General features: G+C 59.7%; 24 protein-coding genes. 2 read left to right on the forward strand and 22 right to left on the reverse strand.

The features are described 5' to 3' along the window. Positions 1–93 precede the first annotated feature (93 nt). On the forward strand, positions 94–1,773 hold the full coding sequence (gene leuA, locus HDC32_RS11725) for a 2-isopropylmalate synthase (protein WP_131697986.1): 1,680 nt from the start codon (positions 94–96) through the stop codon (positions 1,771–1,773). Positions 1,774–1,891: 118 nt separating this feature from the next. Here the strand turns inward: leuA and HDC32_RS11730 are convergent, their stop codons facing one another. The 21 genes from HDC32_RS11730 to trmJ all read right to left on the reverse strand — a co-directional run bounded on the left by HDC32_RS11730 (position 1,892) and on the right by trmJ (position 20,745). Then, entirely contained in the window at positions 1,892–2,683 is a 792-nt protein-coding gene (locus HDC32_RS11730) for an amidohydrolase (protein ID WP_184744035.1), read from the reverse strand. Further along, positions 2,671–3,819, reverse strand: a complete 1,149-nt coding sequence (locus tag HDC32_RS11735; RefSeq protein WP_131697988.1) for a pyridoxal phosphate-dependent aminotransferase — start codon at positions 3,817–3,819, stop codon at positions 2,671–2,673. Before HDC32_RS11735 ends, HDC32_RS11730 begins: the two co-directional genes overlap by 13 nt. 135 nt (positions 3,820–3,954) lie before the next feature. Continuing rightward, positions 3,955–5,424, reverse strand: coding sequence for a ribosome biogenesis GTPase Der (gene der / locus HDC32_RS11740; protein ID WP_053135513.1), 1,470 nt, complete (start codon positions 5,422–5,424; stop codon positions 3,955–3,957). A 139-nt stretch (positions 5,425–5,563) separates the two neighbouring features. Further along, on the reverse strand, positions 5,564–6,715 hold the full coding sequence (bamB, locus tag HDC32_RS11745) for an outer membrane protein assembly factor BamB (protein ID WP_131697989.1): 1,152 nt from the start codon (positions 6,713–6,715) through the stop codon (positions 5,564–5,566). Continuing rightward, positions 6,708–7,349, reverse strand: a complete 642-nt coding sequence (locus tag HDC32_RS11750) for a YfgM family protein (protein WP_131697990.1) — start codon at positions 7,347–7,349, stop codon at positions 6,708–6,710. Before HDC32_RS11750 ends, bamB begins: the two co-directional genes overlap by 8 nt. A gap of 41 nt (positions 7,350–7,390) precedes the next feature. Beyond that, positions 7,391–8,680, reverse strand: a complete 1,290-nt coding sequence (gene hisS / locus HDC32_RS11755) for a histidine--tRNA ligase (protein ID WP_053135507.1) — start codon at positions 8,678–8,680, stop codon at positions 7,391–7,393. Between the two features lie 21 nt (positions 8,681–8,701). Further along, positions 8,702–9,811 carry a flavodoxin-dependent (E)-4-hydroxy-3-methylbut-2-enyl-diphosphate synthase gene (gene ispG / locus HDC32_RS11760; protein ID WP_034115889.1) on the reverse strand — a complete coding sequence of 370 codons (1,110 nt, stop codon included), beginning with the start codon at positions 9,809–9,811 and terminating at the stop codon, positions 8,702–8,704. A gap of 2 nt (positions 9,812–9,813) precedes the next feature. Continuing rightward, entirely contained in the window at positions 9,814–10,821 is a 1,008-nt protein-coding gene (locus tag HDC32_RS11765) for a RodZ family helix-turn-helix domain-containing protein (RefSeq protein WP_145338387.1), read from the reverse strand. Further along, positions 10,821–11,579: a type IV pilus biogenesis/stability protein PilW gene (gene pilW, locus HDC32_RS11770; RefSeq protein WP_184744038.1), complete on the reverse strand. Its 759-nt coding sequence runs from the start codon at positions 11,577–11,579 to the stop codon at positions 10,821–10,823. Before pilW ends, HDC32_RS11765 begins: the two co-directional genes overlap by 1 nt. 12 nt (positions 11,580–11,591) lie before the next feature. Continuing rightward, positions 11,592–12,740 carry a 23S rRNA (adenine(2503)-C(2))-methyltransferase RlmN gene (gene rlmN, locus HDC32_RS11775; protein ID WP_131697993.1) on the reverse strand — a complete coding sequence of 383 codons (1,149 nt, stop codon included), beginning with the start codon at positions 12,738–12,740 and terminating at the stop codon, positions 11,592–11,594. Between the two features lie 29 nt (positions 12,741–12,769). Then, the gene (ndk, locus tag HDC32_RS11780; protein WP_017846179.1) at positions 12,770–13,195 is read right to left on the reverse strand and encodes a nucleoside-diphosphate kinase; all 426 of its coding nucleotides are present in this window, start codon (positions 13,193–13,195) and stop codon (positions 12,770–12,772) included. Positions 13,196–13,286: 91 nt separating this feature from the next. Further along, positions 13,287–13,487 carry a Fe-S cluster assembly protein IscX gene (gene iscX / locus HDC32_RS11785; protein ID WP_017846180.1) on the reverse strand — a complete coding sequence of 67 codons (201 nt, stop codon included), beginning with the start codon at positions 13,485–13,487 and terminating at the stop codon, positions 13,287–13,289. Between the two features lie 14 nt (positions 13,488–13,501). Further along, positions 13,502–13,843 carry an ISC system 2Fe-2S type ferredoxin gene (fdx, locus tag HDC32_RS11790; protein ID WP_003175958.1) on the reverse strand — a complete coding sequence of 114 codons (342 nt, stop codon included), beginning with the start codon at positions 13,841–13,843 and terminating at the stop codon, positions 13,502–13,504. Positions 13,844–13,846: 3 nt separating this feature from the next. Then, entirely contained in the window at positions 13,847–15,709 is a 1,863-nt protein-coding gene (hscA, locus tag HDC32_RS11795; RefSeq protein ID WP_184744041.1) for a Fe-S protein assembly chaperone HscA, read from the reverse strand. Between the two features lie 51 nt (positions 15,710–15,760). After that, positions 15,761–16,282: a co-chaperone HscB gene (hscB, locus tag HDC32_RS11800; protein WP_184744044.1), complete on the reverse strand. Its 522-nt coding sequence runs from the start codon at positions 16,280–16,282 to the stop codon at positions 15,761–15,763. Between the two features lie 8 nt (positions 16,283–16,290). After that, positions 16,291–16,614 (reverse strand): iron-sulfur cluster assembly protein IscA, encoded by a 324-nt coding sequence (iscA, locus tag HDC32_RS11805; RefSeq protein WP_048722793.1) that lies wholly within the window; start codon positions 16,612–16,614, stop codon positions 16,291–16,293. 28 nt (positions 16,615–16,642) lie between these two features. After that, complete coding sequence (gene iscU, locus HDC32_RS11810) at positions 16,643–17,029, reverse strand: Fe-S cluster assembly scaffold IscU (RefSeq protein WP_028617851.1); 387 nt, start codon at positions 17,027–17,029, stop codon at positions 16,643–16,645. A 99-nt stretch (positions 17,030–17,128) separates the two neighbouring features. Continuing rightward, positions 17,129–18,343: an IscS subfamily cysteine desulfurase gene (locus HDC32_RS11815; protein WP_017530022.1), complete on the reverse strand. Its 1,215-nt coding sequence runs from the start codon at positions 18,341–18,343 to the stop codon at positions 17,129–17,131. A 50-nt stretch (positions 18,344–18,393) separates the two neighbouring features. Beyond that, complete coding sequence (gene iscR, locus HDC32_RS11820) at positions 18,394–18,885, reverse strand: Fe-S cluster assembly transcriptional regulator IscR (RefSeq protein ID WP_003194020.1); 492 nt, start codon at positions 18,883–18,885, stop codon at positions 18,394–18,396. Positions 18,886–19,189: 304 nt separating this feature from the next. Then, entirely contained in the window at positions 19,190–19,972 is a 783-nt protein-coding gene (gene cysE / locus HDC32_RS11825; protein ID WP_131697995.1) for a serine O-acetyltransferase, read from the reverse strand. 2 nt (positions 19,973–19,974) lie between these two features. Then, positions 19,975–20,745 (reverse strand): tRNA (cytosine(32)/uridine(32)-2'-O)-methyltransferase TrmJ, encoded by a 771-nt coding sequence (gene trmJ / locus HDC32_RS11830; protein ID WP_003210307.1) that lies wholly within the window; start codon positions 20,743–20,745, stop codon positions 19,975–19,977. 145 nt (positions 20,746–20,890) lie between these two features. On the opposite strand from trmJ, the gene suhB reads away from it, so the two are divergent. Then, positions 20,891–21,706: an inositol-phosphate phosphatase gene (gene suhB / locus HDC32_RS11835; RefSeq protein WP_003175971.1), complete on the forward strand. Its 816-nt coding sequence runs from the start codon at positions 20,891–20,893 to the stop codon at positions 21,704–21,706. Positions 21,707–21,819: 113 nt separating this feature from the next. Here suhB and HDC32_RS11840 read toward each other — a convergent pair whose 3' ends face one another. Then, positions 21,820–22,362 (reverse strand): glycine zipper 2TM domain-containing protein, encoded by a 543-nt coding sequence (locus HDC32_RS11840; RefSeq protein ID WP_131697996.1) that lies wholly within the window; start codon positions 22,360–22,362, stop codon positions 21,820–21,822. Positions 22,363–22,467 lie beyond the last annotated feature (105 nt).

Raw genomic sequence — 22,467 nt, forward strand, 5'->3', positions numbered from 1 at the left:
TGAATCGATCTGCCTCGTCTTTAAAGCTGTATCCCCAATAACAGTTCTACGGCAGGCCGCCTTTTCTCGGCCCCTACAACAAAGGATTTCCCGATGAGCATGCTCAAAGACCCGTCTTCGAAGTACCGCGCGTTTCCGACCATCGATATCCCGGATCGCACCTGGCCTTCCAAAACCATCACCAGCGCGCCGATCTGGTGCAGCTCCGACCTGCGTGATGGCAACCAGTCGCTGATCGAGCCAATGGACGCGGTGAAAAAGCTGCGCTTCTGGAAGACCCTGGTCGCCGTCGGCGTGAAGGAAATCGAGGCTTCGTTCCCTGCCGCGTCGCAAACCGACTTCGACTTCGTGCGCACCCTGATCGAAGACAACCACATCCCCGAGGACACCACCATCCAGGTGCTGACCCAGGGCCGTGAAGACTTGATCGCACGCACCTTCGAATCCCTGCGCGGCGCCAAAAAGGCCATCGTCCACCTGTACAACGCCACGTCGCCGTCGTTCCGCCGCATCGTGTTCAACCAGGACAAGGACGGTATCAAGGCCATCGCGGTCAACGCGGCCAAGCTGTTCGTCAAATACGCCGCCCAGCAGCCGGAAACCCAGTGGACCTTTGAATACTCGCCGGAGACCTTCAGTGCCACTGAACTGGAGTTCGCCAAGGAAGTCTGTGATGCGGTGATCGAGGTCTGGAACCCGACGCCTGAGCACAAGATGATCCTCAACCTGCCGGCCACCGTCGAGTGCGCCACGCCGAACATCTATGCCGACCAGATCGAGTGGTTCGGTCGCCATATCAACCGTCGCGACAGTGTGATCATCAGCCTGCACACCCACAACGACCGCGGCACCGGCGTAGCCGCCACCGAGCTGGGCCTGATGGCCGGCGCGGACCGCGTCGAAGGCTGCCTGTTCGGTAACGGCGAGCGTACCGGTAACGTCGACCTCGTCACCGTGGCGTTGAACATGTACACCCAGGGCCTCGATCCGCAGCTGGACTTCTCCGACATCGACGGCGTACGTAAAGTAGTCGAGGAGTGCAACCAGATCCAGGTACACCCACGTCATCCGTACGTCGGCGATCTAGTGCATACCGCCTTCTCCGGTTCTCACCAGGACGCGATCCGTAAGGGCTTTACCCAGCAGAAAGATGATGCGCTGTGGGAAGTGCCGTACTTGCCGATCGACCCGGCCGATATCGGTCGCAGCTATGAGGCGGTGATCCGCGTGAACAGCCAGTCGGGCAAAGGCGGTATCGCCTACCTGCTGGAACAGGAATACGACATCAGCTTGCCACGCCGCATGCAGATCGAATTCAGCCAGGTGGTCCAGGCCGAAACCGACCGCGTGGGCCTGGAGATGACCGCACCGCAGATCTACGCCTTGCTGCAGCGTGAATACCTGCAAGCCAACACCCCGTACGCGCTGGTCAGCCATCGCCTGCAGGAAGAGAACGGCAACAGCTTTGTCGAAGTGGAAGTCTCGGGCAAGGGCCAGGGCGAAACCAACCTGCACTGGAAGGGCAAGGGCAACGGCGCACTGGAAGCCCTGGTGGCTGGTTTGCCGATTGGCGTGGAGATCATGGACTACAACGAACATGCGATCGGCGCGGGCACCAACGCCAAGGCAGCGGCCTATATCGAACTGCGTGTGAACGGTGAACGTCCGGTGCATGGCGTGGGCATTGATGAAAACATCACCACGGCGAGCTTCAAGGCGCTGTTCAGTGCGCTGAACCGGTCGCTGAGCCAGCAGGAAGCGAAAGCGGCGTAATCTTTATCGCCGCAATACAGAAGGCCCCTGGGTGAGAACCCAGGGGCCTTTTTATTGAGTTTCAGATTTGGGTTGCCTGTCAGGGACTCTTCGGGGCAAGCCCCCCGATAGCGGTCCTTCAGACAAACTGAAAGCTATCGGCATCCAGGTTCGCCGGAAACCGCGTGCGATACGCCGCCAGTTCAGCCGCGTCCAGGCACACTTGGAAGACCCCGTCCGCCTCCCCCGCACTCAGCAGGCTCTCGCCCTGGAAATCCAGCACCTGGCTATCGCCGGTGTAGGCAAAGCCCTTGCCGTCGGTGCCTACTCGATTCACTGCAGCCACGTAGCACAGATTCTCGATAGCCCGCGCCGGCAATAACCGGTTCCAATGCTGGCGCCGCGCCCCCGGCCAATTGGCGGTGTACAGCAGCAAGTCAGTGTCCTGGGCATCCCGACTCCACACCGGAAAGCGCAGGTCGTAGCAAATCAGCGGCCGAACACGCCAGCCTTTCAACTCGAACTGCACCTGGCGCTCGCCGGGGGTGTAGTGATTGTGTTCACCGGCCATACGAAAAAGATGACGCTTGTCGTAGTGCAACACCTCGCCATCCGGCCGCGCCCACAACAGGCGGTTGCGGTGGCTGCCGTCGGCGGCCTGGATGATCACGCTGCCGGTGATCACCGCGTTGTACTTCGCAGCCTGGGCCTGGAGCCAATGATGGGTCGGGCCGTTTTCCGGCTCGGCGAGGGTTTGCGAGTCCATGGAGAAACCGGTGGTGAACATCTCCGGGAGCACGATCAGGTCGGCGCCGCGGGCCTGCTCCAGCAGCCCCTCGAAATGCTCGAGATTGGCTTGGCGGTCGTGCCAGGCTAGGGTGGTCTGGACCAGGGCGATATTCAAGTCAGGCAATGCAGTCAGATCACGCATAGTTTTTCAGCCGCTTGTCGCAGCGTCTCCTCGCGCTTGGCAAAACACAGGCGCACCAGGCGCTGGCCTTGCGGTGGGCTCTGGTAGAACACCGAGACAGGGATGGTCGCCACCCCGTGTTCGCGGGTCATCCACAGGGACATGGCGACGTCATCCAGGTCCGGGCGTATTTGTGAGTAATCCACCAACTGGAAGTAGGTTCCGGCCACCCGGGTAAAGCTGAAGCGCGACGGCGCAAGCAGGTCGCAGAACAGATCGCGCTTGGCCTGGTAGAACGCCGGCAGTTCGTCGACGTGCTCCGGGTGTTCGGCCATGAAATCGGCCAAGGCGAACTGCAACGGGGTTACGCCACAGAAGTTGACGTATTGATGCACCTTGCGCAATTCAGCCGTCAGGGCCGGTGGCGCGACCACGTAGCCGGTTTTCCAGCCGGTGACGTGGTAGGTCTTGCCAAAGGAGCTGACCACGAACGCACGCGGGTAGAGCTCTTCATGGGCCAGCACGCTGACGTGGGGCACGCCGTCGAATACCAGGTGTTCGTAGACCTCGTCGCTGACCAGGTAGATATCGCGGTCACGGATCAGTTCGGCCAACTGGTCCAGCTCGGCACGGCTGATCAGCGCGCCGGTGGGGTTGTGCGGGGTGTTAAGGATGATCATGCGCGTGCGTGGCGACAGCGCGGCCTTGATCTTCTCGAAGTCCAATGCAAAGCCTTGCAGGCTCAATTGCACATGCACGCAGCGGCCACCGGCCAACTCGACCGAGGGCTCATAGCTGTCGTAGCAGGGGTCAAACACAATGACTTCATCACCATTGCGAATCACTGCCTGGATCGCGCAGAAGATCGCCTCTGTGGCACCAGGAGTGATGGTCACTTCGCTGTCGGCATTCACCGTGGCGCCATAACTGCGAGCGATCTTAGCCGCCACTTGCTGACGCAGCACGGGCAGGCCGGTCATCGGCGCATATTGGTTATGACCGAGGGCGATATGTTTGCCCACCCCATCAAGCAAGCCCTGAGGCCCATTAAAGTCGGGAAACCCCTGGGACAGGTTAATTGCGCCGGTTTCGGCAGCGAGTTGCGACATGGTGGTGAAAATGGTCGTGCCGACGTTTGGCAGCTTGCTGGTGATCATGGGAGCCCCCTTCGGGTGAGCTGCAAGTTTTAAGCTGCAAGCTGCAAGCAGGTCAAGCGACAAACCGCCAGGCACAAAAAAGGGCTCCAAAGGAGCCCTCTCTTGCAGCCTGTAGCTTACAACGTGAAGCGGCGGCTATTTCTTGTCGCGGCGCTTCTTGTCGGCCTTCTTGTGGTGAGTCATCAAACGACGCTTCTTGTTCACCTGACGGTCAGTCAGTGTGTTCTTGTTGCCTTCGTATGGGTTCTCGCCACCCTTGAACTCGATACGGATCGGCGTACCGACCAGTTTCAAGACACGGCGATAGGTGTTTTCCAGGTAACGCACGTAGGACTTGGGCACCTTCTCGATCTGGTTACCGTGGATCACGATAATCGGCGGGTTGGCACCACCCAAGTGGGCGTAACGCAGTTTGATCCGGCGGTTGTTGACCATCGGCGGTGCGTGCTCGCCGACTGCGTCTTCGAGGATCTGGGTCAGACGGTTGGTCGGCCAGCGGGTGACCGCGGACTTGAACGAGTTCTGTACGGAAGCGTAGAGGTTACCCACACCCGTGCCGTGCAGGGCCGAGATGAAGTGAATATCGGCGAACTCGACGAAGAACAGGCGGCGCTGCAGCTCGATCTTGACGAAATCGCGCTCGCTCGGCGTCATGCCGTCCCACTTGTTGATCGCGATGACCAAGGCCCGACCGGCTTCAAGGGCAAAGCCCAGCAGGTTGAGGTCGTGGTCTACCACGCCTTCGCGGGCGTCCATCACGAAGATCACCACGTTGGCGTCTTTGATTGCCTGCAGGGTTTTCACCACGGAGAACTTTTCAACTTCCTCGTGGATCTTGCCGCGCTTACGCACACCGGCGGTGTCGATCAGCGTGTACTTCTCGTCGTTACGCTCGAACGGGATGTAGATACTGTCGCGGGTGGTGCCGGGCTGGTCGTAGACGATTACCCGGTCTTCACCGAGCATGCGGTTGACCAGGGTCGACTTGCCCACGTTCGGGCGACCGATGATCGCAATCTTGATACCGTCTTTTTCGCTTGGGCCAGGGATGCGCTTGGCTTCCTCGCCTTCGGCAACGATCTCTTCCTCGCCTTCTTCTTCCTCGGCGTCATCCTTGGGGAAGTCGCGCAGGGCGATTTCCAGCATCTGGGTGATACCACGACCGTGGGCACCGGCGACCGGGATCGCGTCGCCAAGGCCCATCGGACTGAATTCGGCACGGGCCGCCTCAGGATCGATGTTATCGATCTTGTTGGCGACCAGATAGGAACGCTTATTGCGCTTGCGCAGGTGCTCGCCAATCATCTGGTCGGCAGCGGTGTAGCCCGCGCGGGCGTCCACCAGGAACAACACGACATCGGCTTCTTCAATGGCCAGCAGCGACTGCTCGGCCATCTTTTCGTCCATGCCATGCTCATCACCGGAGATACCACCGGTGTCGACAATAATGTAGGAGCGCCCTTGCCACTTTGCCTCACCGTATTGGCGATCACGGGTCAGACCGGACAAGTCGCCGACGATGGCGTCACGAGTCCTGGTCAGGCGGTTGAACAAGGTGGACTTGCCGACGTTAGGTCGGCCCACCAGGGCGATTACGGGAACCATGCGGCTCTCCACTTCGTTATTTCAGAAAATACAAAAGCCGCTGCAAGGCAGCGGCTGGTGCTCGGGGCAGCATATTCAAATGCCGCATGCCCCGCCGAAGCGGGGCCGCCTGGGTTTTACCCCAAGCATAGTCAAACCTTTACTTGATGGTCAGGGCTTCCAGCTTGCCGCTGTTACCAAACACATAAAGCATGTTGCCCACGACCAGCGGACGGGCACGCAGGCCATCGCTGTCGATACGCTCACGACCTACAAAACGACCATCCACCTGGCTAAGCAGGTGCAGGTAGCCTTCGAAGTCGCCGACCGCTACGTAGCTGGAGAACACTTCCGGGGCCGACAGTTGACGACGGGCCAGGGAGTCATTGCTCCACAGTGCAGTGGTGGAACGCTCGTCGACACTTTCAACGGTGCCGGACGACAGGCTTACGTAGACGCTGCCAAACCCCTGGGCGACACCGGCGTAGCTGGAAGCATCACGCTGCCAGTTAACACGGCCGCTCTGCAGGTCCAGCGCGGCAACGCGGCCCTGGTAAGTGGCAACGTAGAGGGTTTCACCCGACAGCAGCAAGCCACCGTCGATGTCCACTACGCGATCCAGCTCGGAACGACCTTGGGGGATGGCCACGCGGGTTTCCCAGGCCGGCACGCCGTTCCTGGTGTCCAGGGCGACTACTTTACCGGTCGACAGGCCTGCAACGGCCAGATTGTTGGTCACAACCGGACCACTGGTACCGCGAAGGGTCAACACCGCCGGGGTGCTGTCGTACAGCCAACGCTGCTCGCCGGTGCTGGCGTCCAGGCCGATCACACGGTCGTCCTGGGTTTGCACCACGACGATATCGCCGTTGGTGGCAGGCGGTGCGAGGACTTCACTGGTCACGCGAGCGCGCCATTTCTCTTCACCGGTGCTGGAGTCCAGCGCCACGACTTCGCCCTTGAGCGTGCCGAGCATGACCATGCCGTAACCCACGCCTACGGCGCCGGACACGGGCAATTCGAGGTCTTTCTTCCACTTCACGTCGCCGTTCATGCGATCCATGGAGATCACCACGCCGGTCACGTCAGCGGCCACAATGTTGTCACCGTCGATTGCCGGCACCAGCATGTTGTAGGTCTCGCCCTGGCCGTCACCGATGGAGCGGCTCCATTGCTTTTGCAGGACGACTTCTTCCTTGAAGCTGGTCAGCTCGGCCGGAGGCAGTTCTTTTTTACTGTTGCTGCTGCAACCCGCGGCCAGAACGGCCAGAGCCAGCAATGCTGCATGTTTCCAACGGATCACGTCACGCATCCCCTTTGGCCAAGTCGTCCAGCTTGATTTGTAAGCCACCGACCGCCGCTTCATCAGACAGCGCCGCCTTGGCTTTCTTGTACGCAGCATTGGCTTCGTCGGTACGACCCAATTGGACCAACAGGTCGCCCTTGAGCTCTTCGCGAGTGGCTACAAATGCCTTGTCCGCATCGCCGTCGAGCAGTTTGAGTGCTTCGTCAGCCTTGTTCTGTGCCGCCAATACCTGGGCCAGGCGCTGACGTGCGATTTCACCCAGGGTCGGGTTGGTCGGCTTGTCGGCGATGGCCTTGAGTTCTGCGGCGGCGTCATCCAGCTTGCCGGTGTCGACCGCGACTTTCGCGACGAACAGGCTGCCGTATTGGGCGTAGGTGCTACCGCCGAATTCGCTCTTCAGCTTGCCGGCCAGGTCCGCCACTTGCGCTGGGTCGGGCTTGCCGTCCGGCGTCAGGGTGGTTTCCAGCAATTGCTGATAGAGGATCGAGGCGCCCTGGGATTGGTTGGCCTGATACTTTGTCCAGGCTTGCCAGCCGAACACCACCACTAAAGCCAGCAGACCGCCAGTAACCAGGGGCTTGCCGTTACGCTGCCACCAGTCCTTGAACTCGGCCAACTGCTCATCATCAGTACTCGACACCCCAATACTCCTTAATCGCTAAATTCGGCTGTTCGACAGCTTCAACCCTGCACGACGCAGGTGGCCAAGTGCGCGGCGAGCGCATCAAAGGCAATGTTCTGTTGCTCGCCCTGGCCACGCAGGGGTTTGAAACCTATCACTTGCTGGGCCAACTCGTCATCGCCAAGGATCAGTGCGTACAGTGCACCGCTCTTGTCGGCCTTCTTGAACTGGCTCTTGAAGCTGCCGGCGCCGGCATTGATCTGCAGGCGCAGGTTCGGCAACTGGTCACGTACTTTTTCGCTCAAGGCCAGGGCGGCCAGTTCGGCGGCCTCGCCAAAGGCGCACAGGTACACGTCCACCTGTCGGGATATTTCTTCCGGAACCTGTTCCAGGGTTTCCAGCAGCAGGATCAGCCGCTCGATGCCCATGGCAAAACCTACGCCGGTGGTCGGCTTGCCGCCCATCTGCTCGACCAGGCCGTCATAACGGCCGCCCGCACACACGGTGCCCTGGGCGCCGAGCTTGTCGGTGACCCACTCGAACACGGTCTTGCTGTAGTAATCGAGGCCACGCACCAGCTTCGGGTTGATCACGTAGGGAATACCGGCCGCATCCAGACGAGCCTTGAGGCCCTCGAAGTGCGTGCGGGACTCGTCGTCCAGGTAGTCGGCCATTTTCGGCGCGTCGACCAGTACGGCTTGCGTGTCGGCGTTCTTGGTGTCCAACACACGCAACGGGTTGGTTTTCAGACGGCGCTGGCTGTCTTCGTCCAACTTGTCCAGGTGGGCGGACAGGAATTCCACCAGGGCTTCGCGGTAGCGGCCCCGGGATTCGCTGGTGCCCAGGCTGTTGAGCTCAAGCTTGACCGCATCGCGGATACCCAGCATGCCCCACAGGCGCCAGGTCAGCACGATCAGCTCGGCATCGATGTCCGGGCCGTCGAGATTGAAGACTTCCAGGCCGATCTGGTGGAACTGGCGATAACGGCCTTTCTGTGGGCGCTCGTGGCGGAACATCGGACCGATGTACCACAGCTTCTGCGGCTGGCCGCCACCGGTGAGGCCATGTTCGAGCACGGCGCGCACGCACGCGGCGGTACCTTCCGGACGCAAAGTCAGGGAGTCGCCGTTACGGTCTTCAAAGGTGTACATCTCTTTTTCGACGATGTCGGTCACTTCACCGATGGAGCGCTTGAACAGCTCGGTGAACTCAACGATCGGCATGCGGATCTGCTTGTAACCGTAGTTATCCAGCAGGCGCGCGACAGTGCTCTCGAAGTAGCGCCACAGCGGCGTTTGCTCCGGCAGGATGTCGTTCATGCCACGAATGGCTTGCAGAGACTTGCTCACATCAAATCCTTAAATTCGTTCTTAGCCGCGTGCGATCAGCGCTGCGTCAGCGGCGACCTTTTCGGCCGCTTTCTCGCGGATCAACTTTTCCAGCTGATCCACCAGATTGTCATTCGTTAACTTCTGCGACGGCTTGCCGTCGATGTAAATCAGGTTCGGTGTGCCGCCGGTCAAGCCCACATGGGCTTCCTTGGCTTCACCCGGGCCGTTGACCACACAACCGATCACTGCAACATCCAGCGGGACCAGCAGGTCTTCGAGGCGCAACTCCAGGTCGTTCATGGTTTTCACCACGTCGAAGTTCTGCCGCGAGCAGCTCGGGCAGGCAATGAAGTTGATGCCGCGGGAACGCAAACGCAGGGATTTGAGAATGTCGTAGCCGACTTTCACTTCCTCTACCGGGTCTGCCGCCAACGAGATGCGGATAGTATCGCCAATCCCTTCGGCGAGCAGCATACCGAGACCCACCGCAGATTTCACTGTGCCTGAGCGCAAACCGCCGGCTTCGGTGATGCCCAGGTGCAACGGTTGCACGATTTCCTTGGCCAGCAGGCGATAGGCTTCGACCGCCATGAACACGTCGGAGGCCTTTACGCTGACCTTGAAGTCCTGGAAGTTCAGGCGTTCCAGGTGTTCAACGTGGCGCAGTGCAGACTCGACCAGCGCTGCAGGGGTGGGCTCGCCGTACTTCTTTTGCAGGTCTTTTTCCAGGGAGCCGGCGTTGACGCCGATGCGGATCGGGATCCCGCGATCACGGGCAGCGTCCACCACGGCGCGCACGCGGTCTTCACGACCGATGTTGCCCGGGTTGATGCGCAGGCAATCGACGCCCAACTCGGCCACGCGCAGGGCGATCTTGTAGTCGAAGTGAATGTCGGCAACCAGCGGCACCTTGACCAGCTGCTTGATGCGACCGAACGCCTCGGCAGCGTCCATGTCCGGGACGGATACCCGCACGATGTCTACCCCGGCCGCTTCCAGACGGTTGATCTGGGCAACGGTGGCGGCAACATCATTGGTGTCGCTGTTGGTCATGCTCTGTACCGCGATGGGGGCATCGCCACCCACTGGCACCGAGCCAACCCAGATCTTGCGCGATACGCGACGTTTGATTGGAGATTCGCCGTGCATGACTATTGTCCCAACTTCAGGCGAGCGGTCTCGCCAGTGGTGAACGGCGCTACGTCTACAGGCTGGCCGTTGTAGGCCACTTGCGCGCCACGGGCAAAGCCCAGACGCAGCGTCAAAGGAGGCTTGCCGCCAAGGTCGAGCGTATCTCCCTTACGCTTGAGACCACTGGCCAGCACTTTGCCATTGCCGTCGGTGACTTGCGTCCAGCAGTCAGCAACGAAGGTAATTTGTACACGCCCGTCACCGGCGATCAACGCTGGGGTGGTGGGTGGTGAAATCGCCGGGGCTGCCGGAGCGGCTGGCGCCGTAGTCGCTGGCGCCTGGGCTGGAGCGGCCGGTGTATGGGCCTGGGCAACCGGGGCTGCTGGCGTGTGAGCTGGCTCGGCCGGTGTGACTGGGGTCGGTACGGCAACTGTCGGGGCCTGGGCAGTTTCCGGTTCGGACTGCTCGACGGTGGCCGGGGTTTCAGGGGCAGCCTGGCCTTGGGCAACGGCCTGGTCTTCCGGCTCATCCAGCGGATGAATCTGGGTGGTGCCGTCGGCGCTCTCGACTTCGACGTGCTCCATGGCGTTGCTGGTCATGTCTTTGCTGCGTTGGGACGCCTGGTCTTGCCACCAGACAAAACCGCCGCCGATCACGGCGATCAGCAACAACAGGCTGACAATTCGCAAAATCGTGTGGGAAACCCGCACCGGCTCTTCGATGCGACCCAAGCCATGCACATTGCTGCCCTGGGAGTCGGTACCGGTGAATTGATCGAATTGCTGGACCAATACGGCCTGGTCAATGCCCAACAGCTTGGCATAGGCGCGGATATAGCCGCGGGCGAAGGTATGCCCAGGCAGCTTGTCGAATGCGCCGGCCTCAAGGTTCCCCAGGGAGGTGGTGGTCAAATTGAGCTTGAGGGCCACTTCCGCCAGCGACCAACCATTGCTTTCGCGGGCCTGACGCAAAGTGTCGCCTGGGTTTACGCGATTAGCTGCTACAACTTCCGGGTGCGCCGCTTTCATCATTGCTCCGACAGGTATTGCTGATATTCCGGCGTACCGGGATAGAGTCGTTCGAGTTGCTGGCCAAAACGTGCGGCCGTGTCGCGTTCTTCATGAACCGTCGCCAGGCGCACACCGAGCAATAGACTACGTGCATTTTGCCCGCTGAGCAGGCTAAAACGCTCGTAATAGTCACGTGCCGGCACATAATGCCTGTCTTCGTAAGACAACTCAGCCATTTCGAGCAGCGCTCGTGGCTGATGGCCGTTCAAGTGCAGGGCTTTTTTCAACTGCTGGCGTGCGCTGTCGCGCTGGCCGAGGCGCATTGAGGTCACCCCAAGGTTCTCGAACACCCGCGAGCGCTCAGGATAGAGGGTATCAGTACTGGCTTGCTGGAAATAAAGGGCTGCCTGGTCATACCGCTTTTGCTCGAACAGGAAGCTGCCGTAATTGTTCAGCAGCCGCGGGTCGGCAGGCCTTGCGGCCAGGGCTTTGTTGAAATACCGGTCAGCCAGTTGAGGCTCGGCCTGGGCCTGGAACACCAGGGCCAGTGCGGCATTGGCATCGGCATCGTCGCTGTCCAGCTCAAGGGCCTTTTTCAACGGCACCTTGGCCTGTTCGCTCATGCCTTGTCGCAGGTAACCCAACCCCAGTTGCACATAGGCAACTCGCGCCTCGTCACGGCCCTTGCCGGTTTGCAACGGGCTGTCATGGCCCGATGAAACACAACCGGCCACGAGACCGGTAACAAGCAGAAGCAGCGCAAGGCGCAAGGGCATAGAGATCCTCTCTCAGGTTCGATTCACAGCGCTTTGCGGCATATCGTCGGCAGCGCTCAGTTCGCGCACCGCAATATAACGTTCGCTGCGACGGGTGCGGTCCAGCACCTGTCCTACCAATTGGCCACAGGCGGCGTCGATGTCTTCACCACGGGTGGTGCGAACGGTCACGTTGTAGCCAGCCTGGTGCAGTTGATCCTGGAAACGGCGGATGGCGTTGTTGCTCGGCCGCTCGTAACCAGAATGTGGAAACGGGTTGAACGGAATCAGGTTGATCTTGCACGGGGTGTTCTTGAGCAGTTCGATCATCTCGACCGCGTGCTCGACCTTGTCGTTGATGTCCTTGAGCATGGTGTACTCAATGGTCAGAACGCGCTTCTCGCCCAAGGTCGCCATATAACGCTGGCAAGATTCGAGCAGCATCTTAAGCGGATACTTCTTGTTGATCGGCACCAATTGGTTACGCAATGCGTCATTGGGTGCGTGCAGCGACAACGCCAGGGAGACGTCGATGTGCTTGGCCAGCTCATCGATCATCGGTACCACGCCGGAGGTCGACAAGGTCACGCGGCGCTTGGAGATGCCGTAGCCCAGGTCGTCCATCATCAGGTGCATGGCCGAAATGACGTTGTCGAAGTTCAGCAGCGGCTCACCCATGCCCATCATCACCACGTTGGTGATGGCACGGTCGACGGTCGCCGGGACGCTGCCAAAGGATTTGTTGGCAATCCACACCTGGCCGATCACTTCGGCGGCGGTGAGGTTGCTATTGAAGCCTTGCTTGCCGGTGGAGCAGAAACTGCAATCCAGGGCACAACCTGCCTGGGACGAAACGCACAAGGTGCCGCGCTTGCCCTGGGGAATATACACGGTCTCGACGCAGCTGCCGGACGCCACGCGCACCACCCATTTACGGGTGCCGTCGCTGGAGATGTCCTCGCTGACCACTTCGGGGCCACGCACTTCAGCAATGGTCTTGAGCTTGTCGCGCAGGGCCTTGCTGACGTTCGTCATGGCGTCGAAATCGTCGACGCCAAAGTGGTGAATCCATTTCATTACCTGACCGGCACGGAAACGCTTCTCCCCGATTGAGTCGAAGAATTTTTCCATTTCCTGTTGAGTCAGACCCAGCAGGTTGGTTTTTACAGTCGATGTCGTCATGGATTCACCCTCACTCTTTAAGCCGATGCTTAGCGAGTGGTTACTTCAGTAGCTGCGAAGAAGTACGAGATTTCGCGAGCAGCAGCGGCTTCGGAGTCCGAACCGTGTACAGCGTTGGCGTCGATGGAGTCAGCGAAATCAGCACGGATGGTGCCGGCAGCTGCTTCTTTAGGGTTGGTAGCGCCCATCAGCTCACGGTTCAGAGCGATGGCGTTTTCGCCTTCCAGAACCTGAACAACAACAGGACCGGAGATCATGAAGGCAACCAGGTCGCCGAAGAAACCACGAGCGCTGTGCTCAGCGTAGAAGCCTTCGGCTTCTGCCTTGGACAGTTGCTTGAGTTTCGAAGCTACAACCTTCAGGCCGGCTTTTTCGAAACGAGTGGTGATCTCGCCGATGACGTTTTTTGCAACAGCGTCAGGCTTGATGATGGAGAAAGTACGTTGAACAGCCATGGTGTAACTCCAGAAACGGTAATTTACGAAAAATTAAACCCGCGAATTATACGCGGGTTCTTAGGTATTGCCTAACTGCGTAAGGGAGGCGTCAGTCCTGTTCTTCTTTCCAGGCCGTCTGGATAGCTTCCAGAACCTTTTCGCCACCGCGATCGCGCTCATCATCAAAGCCTGGCAAGGCCATGACCATGTCACGCAAAGCAACAAAATTCAGGGAATAGGGATCCATATCCGGGTTGCCGTCGGCCAACAGGATAGCGATCTCTTGTACATCAACCCATTTAAGACTCATGACACTTCCTTGAATCAGTGCGGCGCTTCGGCAGCATGATTGAGCGAATATTTCGGAATTTCGACGGTGATGTCTTCAGTCCCAACCTTAGCCTGACAGCTTAGGCGAGAAGTGGCTTCCAGGCCCCAGGCGCGATCAAGAAAGTCCTCTTCCAGCTCATCGGCCTCTTCCAGGCTATTGAAGCCTTCGCGAATGATGCAGTGGCAGGTGGTGCAGGCGCACACACCACCACAGGCACTTTCGATCTCGATGTGGTTGTCATGAGCTACTTCGAGGATGGACTTGCCGGTCTCAGCCTCAACAACCATACCGTCCGGGCAATGCTCGGCGTGTGGCAGAAAAATGACCTGCGGCATTAATTATTCCTCGATTTCATTCAGGTTGCGCCCGGCCAGTGCGGCTTTCACCGTCTGATCCATGCGGCGGGCGGCAAAGGCGTCAGTGACCTGCGACAAGCGCTTGGTCTGTTGCTCGATGGCGTAACCATCGTTGCCTTTCATCAGTTCGGCCAGTTCCTGCATCTGCAGGTCGATGACCATGCGCTCTTCGGCATCCAGCAGGCGCTCACCGTCGGCGTCAAGGGCGCCCTGCACTGCTTCGAGCAGGCGTTGGGCATCCACTTGTTGCTCACGCAGTACGCGCGCGACCTTGTCGTCACCGGCGTATTGGAACGAGTCCTTGAGCATCTTGGCGATTTCGCCGTCAGTCAGGCCGTAGGACGGCTTGACCTGGATGCTCGCTTCAACGCCCGAACCCAACTCACGCGCGGCTACGCTGAGCAGGCCGTCGGCATCGACCTGGAAGGTCACGCGAATCTTCGCCGCACCCGCAACCATGGCCGGGATGCCGCGCAATTCAAAGCGTGCCAGGGAGCGGCAGTCGCTGATCAGTTCGCGCTCGCCTTGCAGCACATGAATCATCATGGCCGTCTGGCCATCTTTGTAGGTGGTGAAGTCCTGGGCACGGGCGACGGGGATGGTGGTGTTCCGTGGAATCACCTTCTCCATCAGCCCGCCCATGGTTTCCAGCCCCAGGGACAGCGGGATCACGTCAAGCAGCAGCAGTTCGCCGCCATCGCGCTTATTGCCGGCCAGGGTATCGGCCTGGATGGCGGCACCAATGGCAACCACCTGGTCCGGGTCGATCTCTGTCAGCGGCTGGCGGCCAAAGGCTTCGGCAACGGCTTCGCGAACCCTTGGCACACGGGTGGAACCGCCGACCATGACCACGGCACCGACATCTTCCAGCTCGATACCGGAGTCACGCACGGCGCGACGGCAGGCTTTCAAGCTGCGAGCGACCATCGGTTCGATCAACGAATCGAAGGCTTCGCGAGTCAGCCTGGCGCACCAACTGCCGTAGGAAACGTCAACAGAAGCAGCATCAGTCAGCGCCTCTTTAGCGGCACAGGCAGTTTGCAGCAAGTTTCGCTGCTCGCCCGGATCCAGGTCAGCGGACAAGCCGGCGCTACTGATGATCCAACCCGCGATGGCGTGGTCGAAGTCATCGCCACCCAGTGCTGTATCGCCACCGGTTGCGAGTACTTCGAACACACCGCCAGTCAGGCGCAGAATCGAAATATCAAAAGTGCCACCACCCAGGTCGTAAATAGCGACCAGGCCTTCAGCGTGCTGGTCCAGGCCATAGGCCACGGCCGCAGCAGTCGGCTCGTTGAGCAGGCGCAATACATTCAGGCCAGCGAGCTTCGCCGCGTCCTTGGTGGCTTGGCGCTGCGCATCGTCGAAATAGGCCGGAACCGTAATCACCGCACCGACCAGCTCGCCGCCTAACGTGGTTTCCGCGCGCTGGCGCAACACCTTGAGGATATCCGCCGACACTTCCACCGGGCTTTTCAGACCCTGGACGGTGTCGATGAACGGCATATGGGATTCGCCACCGACAAAGCGGTACGGCAGTTGGTCGCCCAATTGCTTGACGTCGGACAGACCACGCCCCATCAAGCGCTTGACTGACAGCACGGTGTTCAAAGGGTCGGTAGACGCCGCCAGCTTGGCCGACTCGCCCACTTCGGTGCGATCAGCGTGATAGCGCACGGCGGACGGCAGGATCACCTGGCCATCAGCGTCGGGCAGCGGCTCGGACAGGCCGCTGCGCAAGGCAGCAACCAGGGAATTGGTGGTGCCCAAGTCAATCCCCACCGCCAGGCGACGCTGGTGCGGTTGAGGGCTTAGACCGGGTTCGGCGATTTGCAGTAGGGCCATGGTAATCAGGTCTTATCTGTCTATCAGGCGTGCATCACGGACAGCACTGGGTTAATCGTCGAGGCGCTCTTCTAGCTGGCGCACTTCGTAGGTGAGCTTGTCGAGGAACTGCATGCGCCGCATCAGGCGTTCGGCCTGTTCACGTTGCGCTGCATCATCCCAACAGGCTGCGAAGCTTTCGTTGAGCTCATCCTGGGCAACTTTCAGACGATGCTTGAAGACCGCGACACCCGCCACATCGGCTTCGTCCTGCAAGTCTTCTAGCTCTTCACGCCACTGCATCTGCTGCATCAGGAAGTCCGGGTCGTGCACGGTCACTTCCAGCGGCAACTCGCCACCATTCATCGCGAGCAAGTAACGCGCGCGTTTAGGAGGACTCTTGAGCGTCTGATAGGCTTCGTTGAGGCTGGCCGATTGCTCCAGCGCCAGGCGTTGCTCACGCTCGGAAGCGTCAGCGAAGCGGTCCGGATGCACCCCACGCGCCAATTCTCGATAGCGCGTGGCAAGCTGCTCGAGGTCCAGCCGAAAGCTCGGCTGCAGCTCGAATAAAGCGAAATGACAAGGAGTGCCCACAAATAGCCTCAGATGTTGAAGCTTTCGCCGCAGCCACATTCACCGCGTACGTTGGGGTTGTTGAACTTGAAGCCTTCGTTCAACCCTTCCTTGACGAAATCAAGCTCGGTGCCGTCCAGGTAGGTCAGGCTTTTAGGGTCGATGATCACTTTCTCGCCGTGACTTTCGAACACCTGATCTTCCTCAACCACCTCGTCGACGAACTCCAGCACATAGGCAAGGCCGGAACAGCCCGTGGTGCGAACACCCAGACGAATCCCCTCACCTTTACCGCGCCCATCCAGGGAGCGTCGCACGTGCCGCGCAGCCGCTTCTGTCATGCTGATAGCCATCGTTGACTCCTTACTCGTCGCCAAATGCTTAGATCAAGCCTTTCTTCTGCTTGTAGTCGCGAACGGCCGCCTTGATGGCGTCTTCAGCAAGCACGGAGCAGTGGATTTTCACTGGCGGCAGGGCCAGTTCTTCGGCCAGTTGGGTGTTGCTGATAGTCACAGCCTCATCCAGGGTCTTGCCTTTCATCCATTCGGTCGCCAGGGAGCTGGAGGCGATGGCCGAACCGCAGCCGTAAGTCTTGAACTTGGCGTCTTCGATAACGCCAGCGTCGTTGACCTTGATCTGCAGGCGCATCACATCGCCGCACGCCGGAGCGCCAACCATGCCGGTGCCGACATCAGGGTCTTCCGCGTCCATCTTGCCGACGTTGCGCGGGTTTTCGTAGTGGTCGATGACCTTTTCGCTGTAAGCCATGGTACTGAATCCTCACTCATCAGGGCCGCTCTGGAACCCTGTAGAAACGCCTGCGTTTTCCGCCACGTTCCTACAGAGCTTGGGTGGCGGCTTCTATAGTTAGTGTGCCGCCCACTCGATCTTGGAAATATCGACACCGTCTTTGTACATGTCCCACAGCGGCGACAGGACGCGCAGCTTGTTGACGGCTTCGCAGACTTTCTGCGCGGCGTAGTCGACTTGCTCTTCGGTGGTGAAGCGGCCGAACGTAAAGCGGATCGAGCTGTGCGCCAGTTCGTCGTTGCGGCCCAGGGCGCGCAGTACATACGAAGGCTCAAGGGATGCCGAGGTGCAGGCCGAACCGGACGAAACCGCCAGGTCCTTGAGCGCCATGATCAGCGACTCGCCTTCGACGTAGTTGAAGCTCAAATTCAGGTTGTGCGGTACACGGGCGGTCATGCTGCCGTTGATGTACAGCTCTTCAAGGTTCTCGACCTGCTTGTAGAAGCGATCGCTCAGGGCCTTGATACGTACGTTTTCGGCAGCCATGTCTTCCTTGGCTACGCGGAAGGCTTCGCCCATGCCGACGATCTGGTGAGTCGCCAGGGTGCCCGAACGCATGCCGCGCTCGTGACCGCCGCCGTGCATGGTCGCTTCGATGCGCACACGTGGCTTGCGGCTCACGTACAGGGCGCCGATGCCTTTAGGGCCGTAGGTCTTGTGGGCCGAGAACGACATCAGGTCGACTTTCAGTTTCGACAGGTCGATATCAACCTTGCCGGTGGACTGAGCAGCGTCGACGTGCAGCAGGATACCCTTGGAGCGAGTCAGCTCGCCGATGGCCGCGATGTCGTTGATGGTGCCGATTTCGTTGTTCACGTGGATCACGGAAACCAGGATGGTGTCTTCACGCAACGCGGCTTCGATCATGGCCGGGGTGACGATACCGTCGGTGGTTGGCTCGAGGTAAGTGACCTCGAAACCTTCACGCTCCAGTTGGCGCATGGTGTCGAGGACAGCCTTGTGCTCAATCTTGGTGGTGATCAGGTGCTTGCCTTTGGTCGCGTAGAAATGCGCCGCGCCCTTGATAGCCAGGTTGTCGGATTCGGTAGCACCGGAAGTCCAGACGATTTCACGCGGGTCAGCGCCAACCAGGTCAGCGACCTGGCGACGAGCGTTCTCGACCGCTTCCTCGGCTTTCCAGCCGAACACATGGGAACGGGAGGCCGGGTTGCCGAAGTTTCCGTCGACCAACAGGCATTCGCTCATCTTTTGCGCGACACGCGGATCAACCGGGGTGGTCGCTGAGTAATCAAGGTAAATCGGCAATTTCATGGACTTTCTCCTAAATCAGGCTGGCTGGCGTGCCGTTAGCTCTTCGGCTGTCACTCGACGGCGGACGCTTCGATCTTGTCCAGACGCGGCGCCTTGGTATTGCAACGGCGCTGGTCCTGACGCTGGGCTACTTCTTGCACCTCACGGCGAGTCACAAGATCAGCCAAGCTGATACCACTCAAAAACTCATGGATCTGCAGGCTCAAGTCACACCACAAGTGGTGCGTCAGGCAGGTGTCGCCAGCGTGGCAATCACCCAGGCCCTGGCATTTGGTCGCATCGACGGACTCGTTGACCGCGTCGATCACCTGGGCTACCTGGATGCCCTGCATGTCGCGGGACAGCTGATAGCCGCCGCCTGGCCCACGTACGCTGGAGACCAGATTGCTGCGGCGCAATTTGGCGAACAACTGCTCAAGGTAGGACAGGGAAATGCCTTGGCGCTCGGAGATATCGGCCAGGGACACCGGCCCAGTTTGCGCGTGCAAGGCCAGGTCAAGCATGGCGGTCACCGCGTATCGGCCTTTTGTAGTCAGTCTCATGGACAAGTACCAAGGTGTTTCAGAATGGGAGCAAGTATGCGATTCCCGAGTATTTAAGTCAACTATAAGACCTAGTACTTTAGTCAGGATTACCCGCAAAAAGGGCGCGCGAATCATAGCAGGATGGGGTGGGGACGAACAGCGGGAACAAGGCCGAGCAGAAATTCCGAGACCAATGGAGATCAAAATGTGGGAGGGGGCTTGCCTCCGATAACGGTGGATCAGTCAATATATTGGGTGACTGACAGATGGCCATCGGGGGGCAACTCCCCTTCCACATGGGCTTTGCAGCGAATGTAAGATCTCAGCCAGCTTTGGTGGCGGGCTCACTCTTGATCTCGGCAAAGTCCTCTTCGCGCAGCTCAGGCAAATCTTTCGCACAGTAGCTGCTGCCCAGCTCCTTCAGCGCGCCGCACATACCGTCCAACTTGCCATCCACCGCCTGCAGGTGGTCAAGCAACTGGCCGATGGCGCGCGCCACAGGGTCGGGCATGTCTTCGCTGACACCGTAGGCATCGAAGCCGATTTTCTCGGCCATGGCCTTGCGCTTGGCTTCCTGCTCATCGCCCACTTCCGGCTTGACGATGATCCGCCCCGGAATACCCACCACGGTGGCGCCGGCCGGCACGGCCTTGGTCACCACGGCGTTGGAGCCGACTTTGGCGCCAGCGCCTACCGTGAACGGACCAAGCACCTTGGCACCCGCGCCCACCACCACGCCATTCTCCAGCGTCGGGTGGCGCTTCCCCTTGTTCCAGCTGGTACCACCCAGGGTCACACCCTGGTACAGGGTCACGTCATCACCAATTTCGGCAGTCTCGCCAATGACGATGCCCATGCCGTGATCGATAAAGAAGCGACGCCCCACCTTGGCACCCGGATGAATCTCGATCCCGGTCAACCAGCGACCGAAGTTCGACACCAGCCGCGCCAGCCATTTCCAGCCCATATTCCACAAGGCACCAGACAGGCGATGGATCCAGATCGCATGCATGCCCGGGTAGCAGGTCAGCACTTCAAAGGCGTTGCGCGCCGCCGGGTCACGATGGAAAACACTCTGGATATCTTCTCGCAAACGCTCGAACATTTTTAATCCTTCCGCTTAAGAAGCTCGCCACGGGCCGCTTTCTGGGTTTCCGTGAGGATGCCACGCAATATATTCATTTCCGCCCGGCTGACCGAGCTGCGCCCGTACAGGCGGCGCAGGCGCGCCATCAAGTGCCGCGGTTTTTCCGGATCGAGGAATTCGATGGCCACCAGGGTTTGCTCCAGGTGCTCATAGAACCGCTCCAGCTCGTCCATGGTGGCCAACTCACCACTTTTGGTCGACGCCACTTCATCCTTCTCTACCTTGCTCGGCTGACCTTCAGCGGCCAGCCAGGCCATGCGTACTTCGTAACTCAACACCTGCACCGCTGCCCCGAGGTTCAGCGAGCTGAACTCAGGGTCTGATGGAATGTGCACGTGGTAATGACATCGCTGCAGCTCTTCGTTGGTCAGGCCGGAATCTTCACGGCCAAACACCAAGGCGATTTCAGCGCCTCCTGCCGCCTCCTCCACTACTTTGGTACCGCACTCACGCGGATCCAGCAGCGGCCAGGGGATGCGGCGGTCACGGGCACTGGTGCCAAGCACCAGGTTGCAGCCGACCAAGGCGTCCTCCAGAGTGGCGACGACCTGGGCTTTTTCGAGGATGTCATTGGCACCGGACGCCCGGGCATCGGCCTCGTGGTGCGGGAACACGCGCGGCTCGACCAGCACCAGGCGCGTCAGCCCCATGTTTTTCATGGCTCGCGCCACCCCGCCGATATTGCCGGGATGACTGGTATTGACCAAGACGACACGAATGTTTTGCAGCAAGGGAGGCGCTCTCGGACATGGGAAAAGGGAGCAAATCTTACAGAACAGCCTAAGGTTATGCCATGAAAGCTAACGTCGTCCTTCACCTGAAGAAAGTTTCTGCTAGAATGCTCGGCTTTCTTTAACAACCTTAGGTGACACATCCATGCAGCCCATGCTGAATATCGCGCTGCGCGCCGCCCGCAGCGCCAGTGAATTGATCTTCCGCTCCATCGAGCGCCTGGATACCATCAAGGTCGACGAAAAAGACGCCAAGGATTATGTATCCGAGGTGGATCGCGCCGCCGAACAGAAAATCATCGACGCGCTGCGCAAGGCCTACCCTACCCACGGCATCCTCGGAGAAGAAACCGGCCTGCACAAAGGCAGCGGCGAAGGCGAAGACTACCTGTGGATCATCGACCCACTGGACGGCACCACCAACTTCCTGCGTGGCATCCCACACTTTGCTGTCAGCATTGCCTGCAAATACCGTGGCCGCCTGGAACACGCCGTTGTACTGGACCCGGTTCGCCAGGAAGAATTCACCGCCAGCCGTGGCCGTGGCGCCCAACTGAACGGTCGTCGCCTGCGCGTCAGCGGTCGCACCAGCCTGGACGGCGCCCTGCTGGGTACCGGCTTCCCGTTCCGTGACGACCAGATGGACAACCTGGAAAACTACCTGGGCATGTTCCGCGCCCTGGTTGGCCAGACCGCCGGCATTCGTCGCGCTGGCGCAGCAAGCCTGGACCTGGCTTACGTAGCTGCCGGTCGTTTTGATGCGTTCTGGGAGTCGGGCCTGTCCGAGTGGGACATGGCTGCGGGCGCCCTGTTGATCCAGGAAGCAGGCGGCCTGGTGAGCGACTTCACCGGCGGTCATGATTTCCTGGAAAAAGGCCACGTAGTTGCCGGCAACACCAAATGCTTCAAGGCAGTACTGACGGCGATCCAGCCGCACCTGCCGGCTTCGCTGAAGCGTTAAGCGAGCGAGCAAAAAAAGCACCCTTAGGGGTGCTTTTTTATGCCTGGGATTTCATGCGGGCTTAAATACCAGCAAGCCCCATCCCACACTTTGAATTGAACCAGGCCTTGGAATTACGGCTGGTTCTGGCCCAGAACGAGACGCCCTTCCTTGTCGACTGGAATCTGGCCGCCCGGATCACGATCCATGCGCACCGAACCTTCCTTGCCATCCAAGGTGTAACGCACGTCGTAGCCGACTACCTTGTCGCTGATGTCATTGACGGTGTTACAGCGAGTCTGGGTGGTGGTGTAGGTATCACGGTTCTGCATACCTTCCTGAACCTTGTTACCGGCGTAACCACCACCGACCGCACCGGCTACGGTGGCCAACTTCTTGCCGTTACCGCCACCGACCTGGTTACCCAACAGGCCACCAGCAAGTGCACCAACCACGGTACCAACGATCTGATGCTGATCCTGCACCGGCTTCTGCCGGGTTACAGCGACGTCCTTGCAGACCTCGCGAGGCGTTTTAATCTGGGTTTTCACCGGCTGCACCGCCAGCACTTGCGCATACTCAGGGCCGCTTTTTACCAGGCTGTAGGTGGCAACAGCACCCCCGGCAGTCACACCGACAGCACCCAATACCGCACCAACCAGTAACGACTTGTTCACGTTGAACCTCCTGACCATCACAAACGGACCGAAAGATCCGCGCTATACCCAGCCTTGGAGCAAAAAAAAAGGCACGAGTTCAATACTCGTGCCTTCTTTGTAACA

Source organism: Pseudomonas sp. JAI120 (assembly GCF_014207255.1).
Classification (GTDB): domain Bacteria; phylum Pseudomonadota; class Gammaproteobacteria; order Pseudomonadales; family Pseudomonadaceae; genus Aquipseudomonas.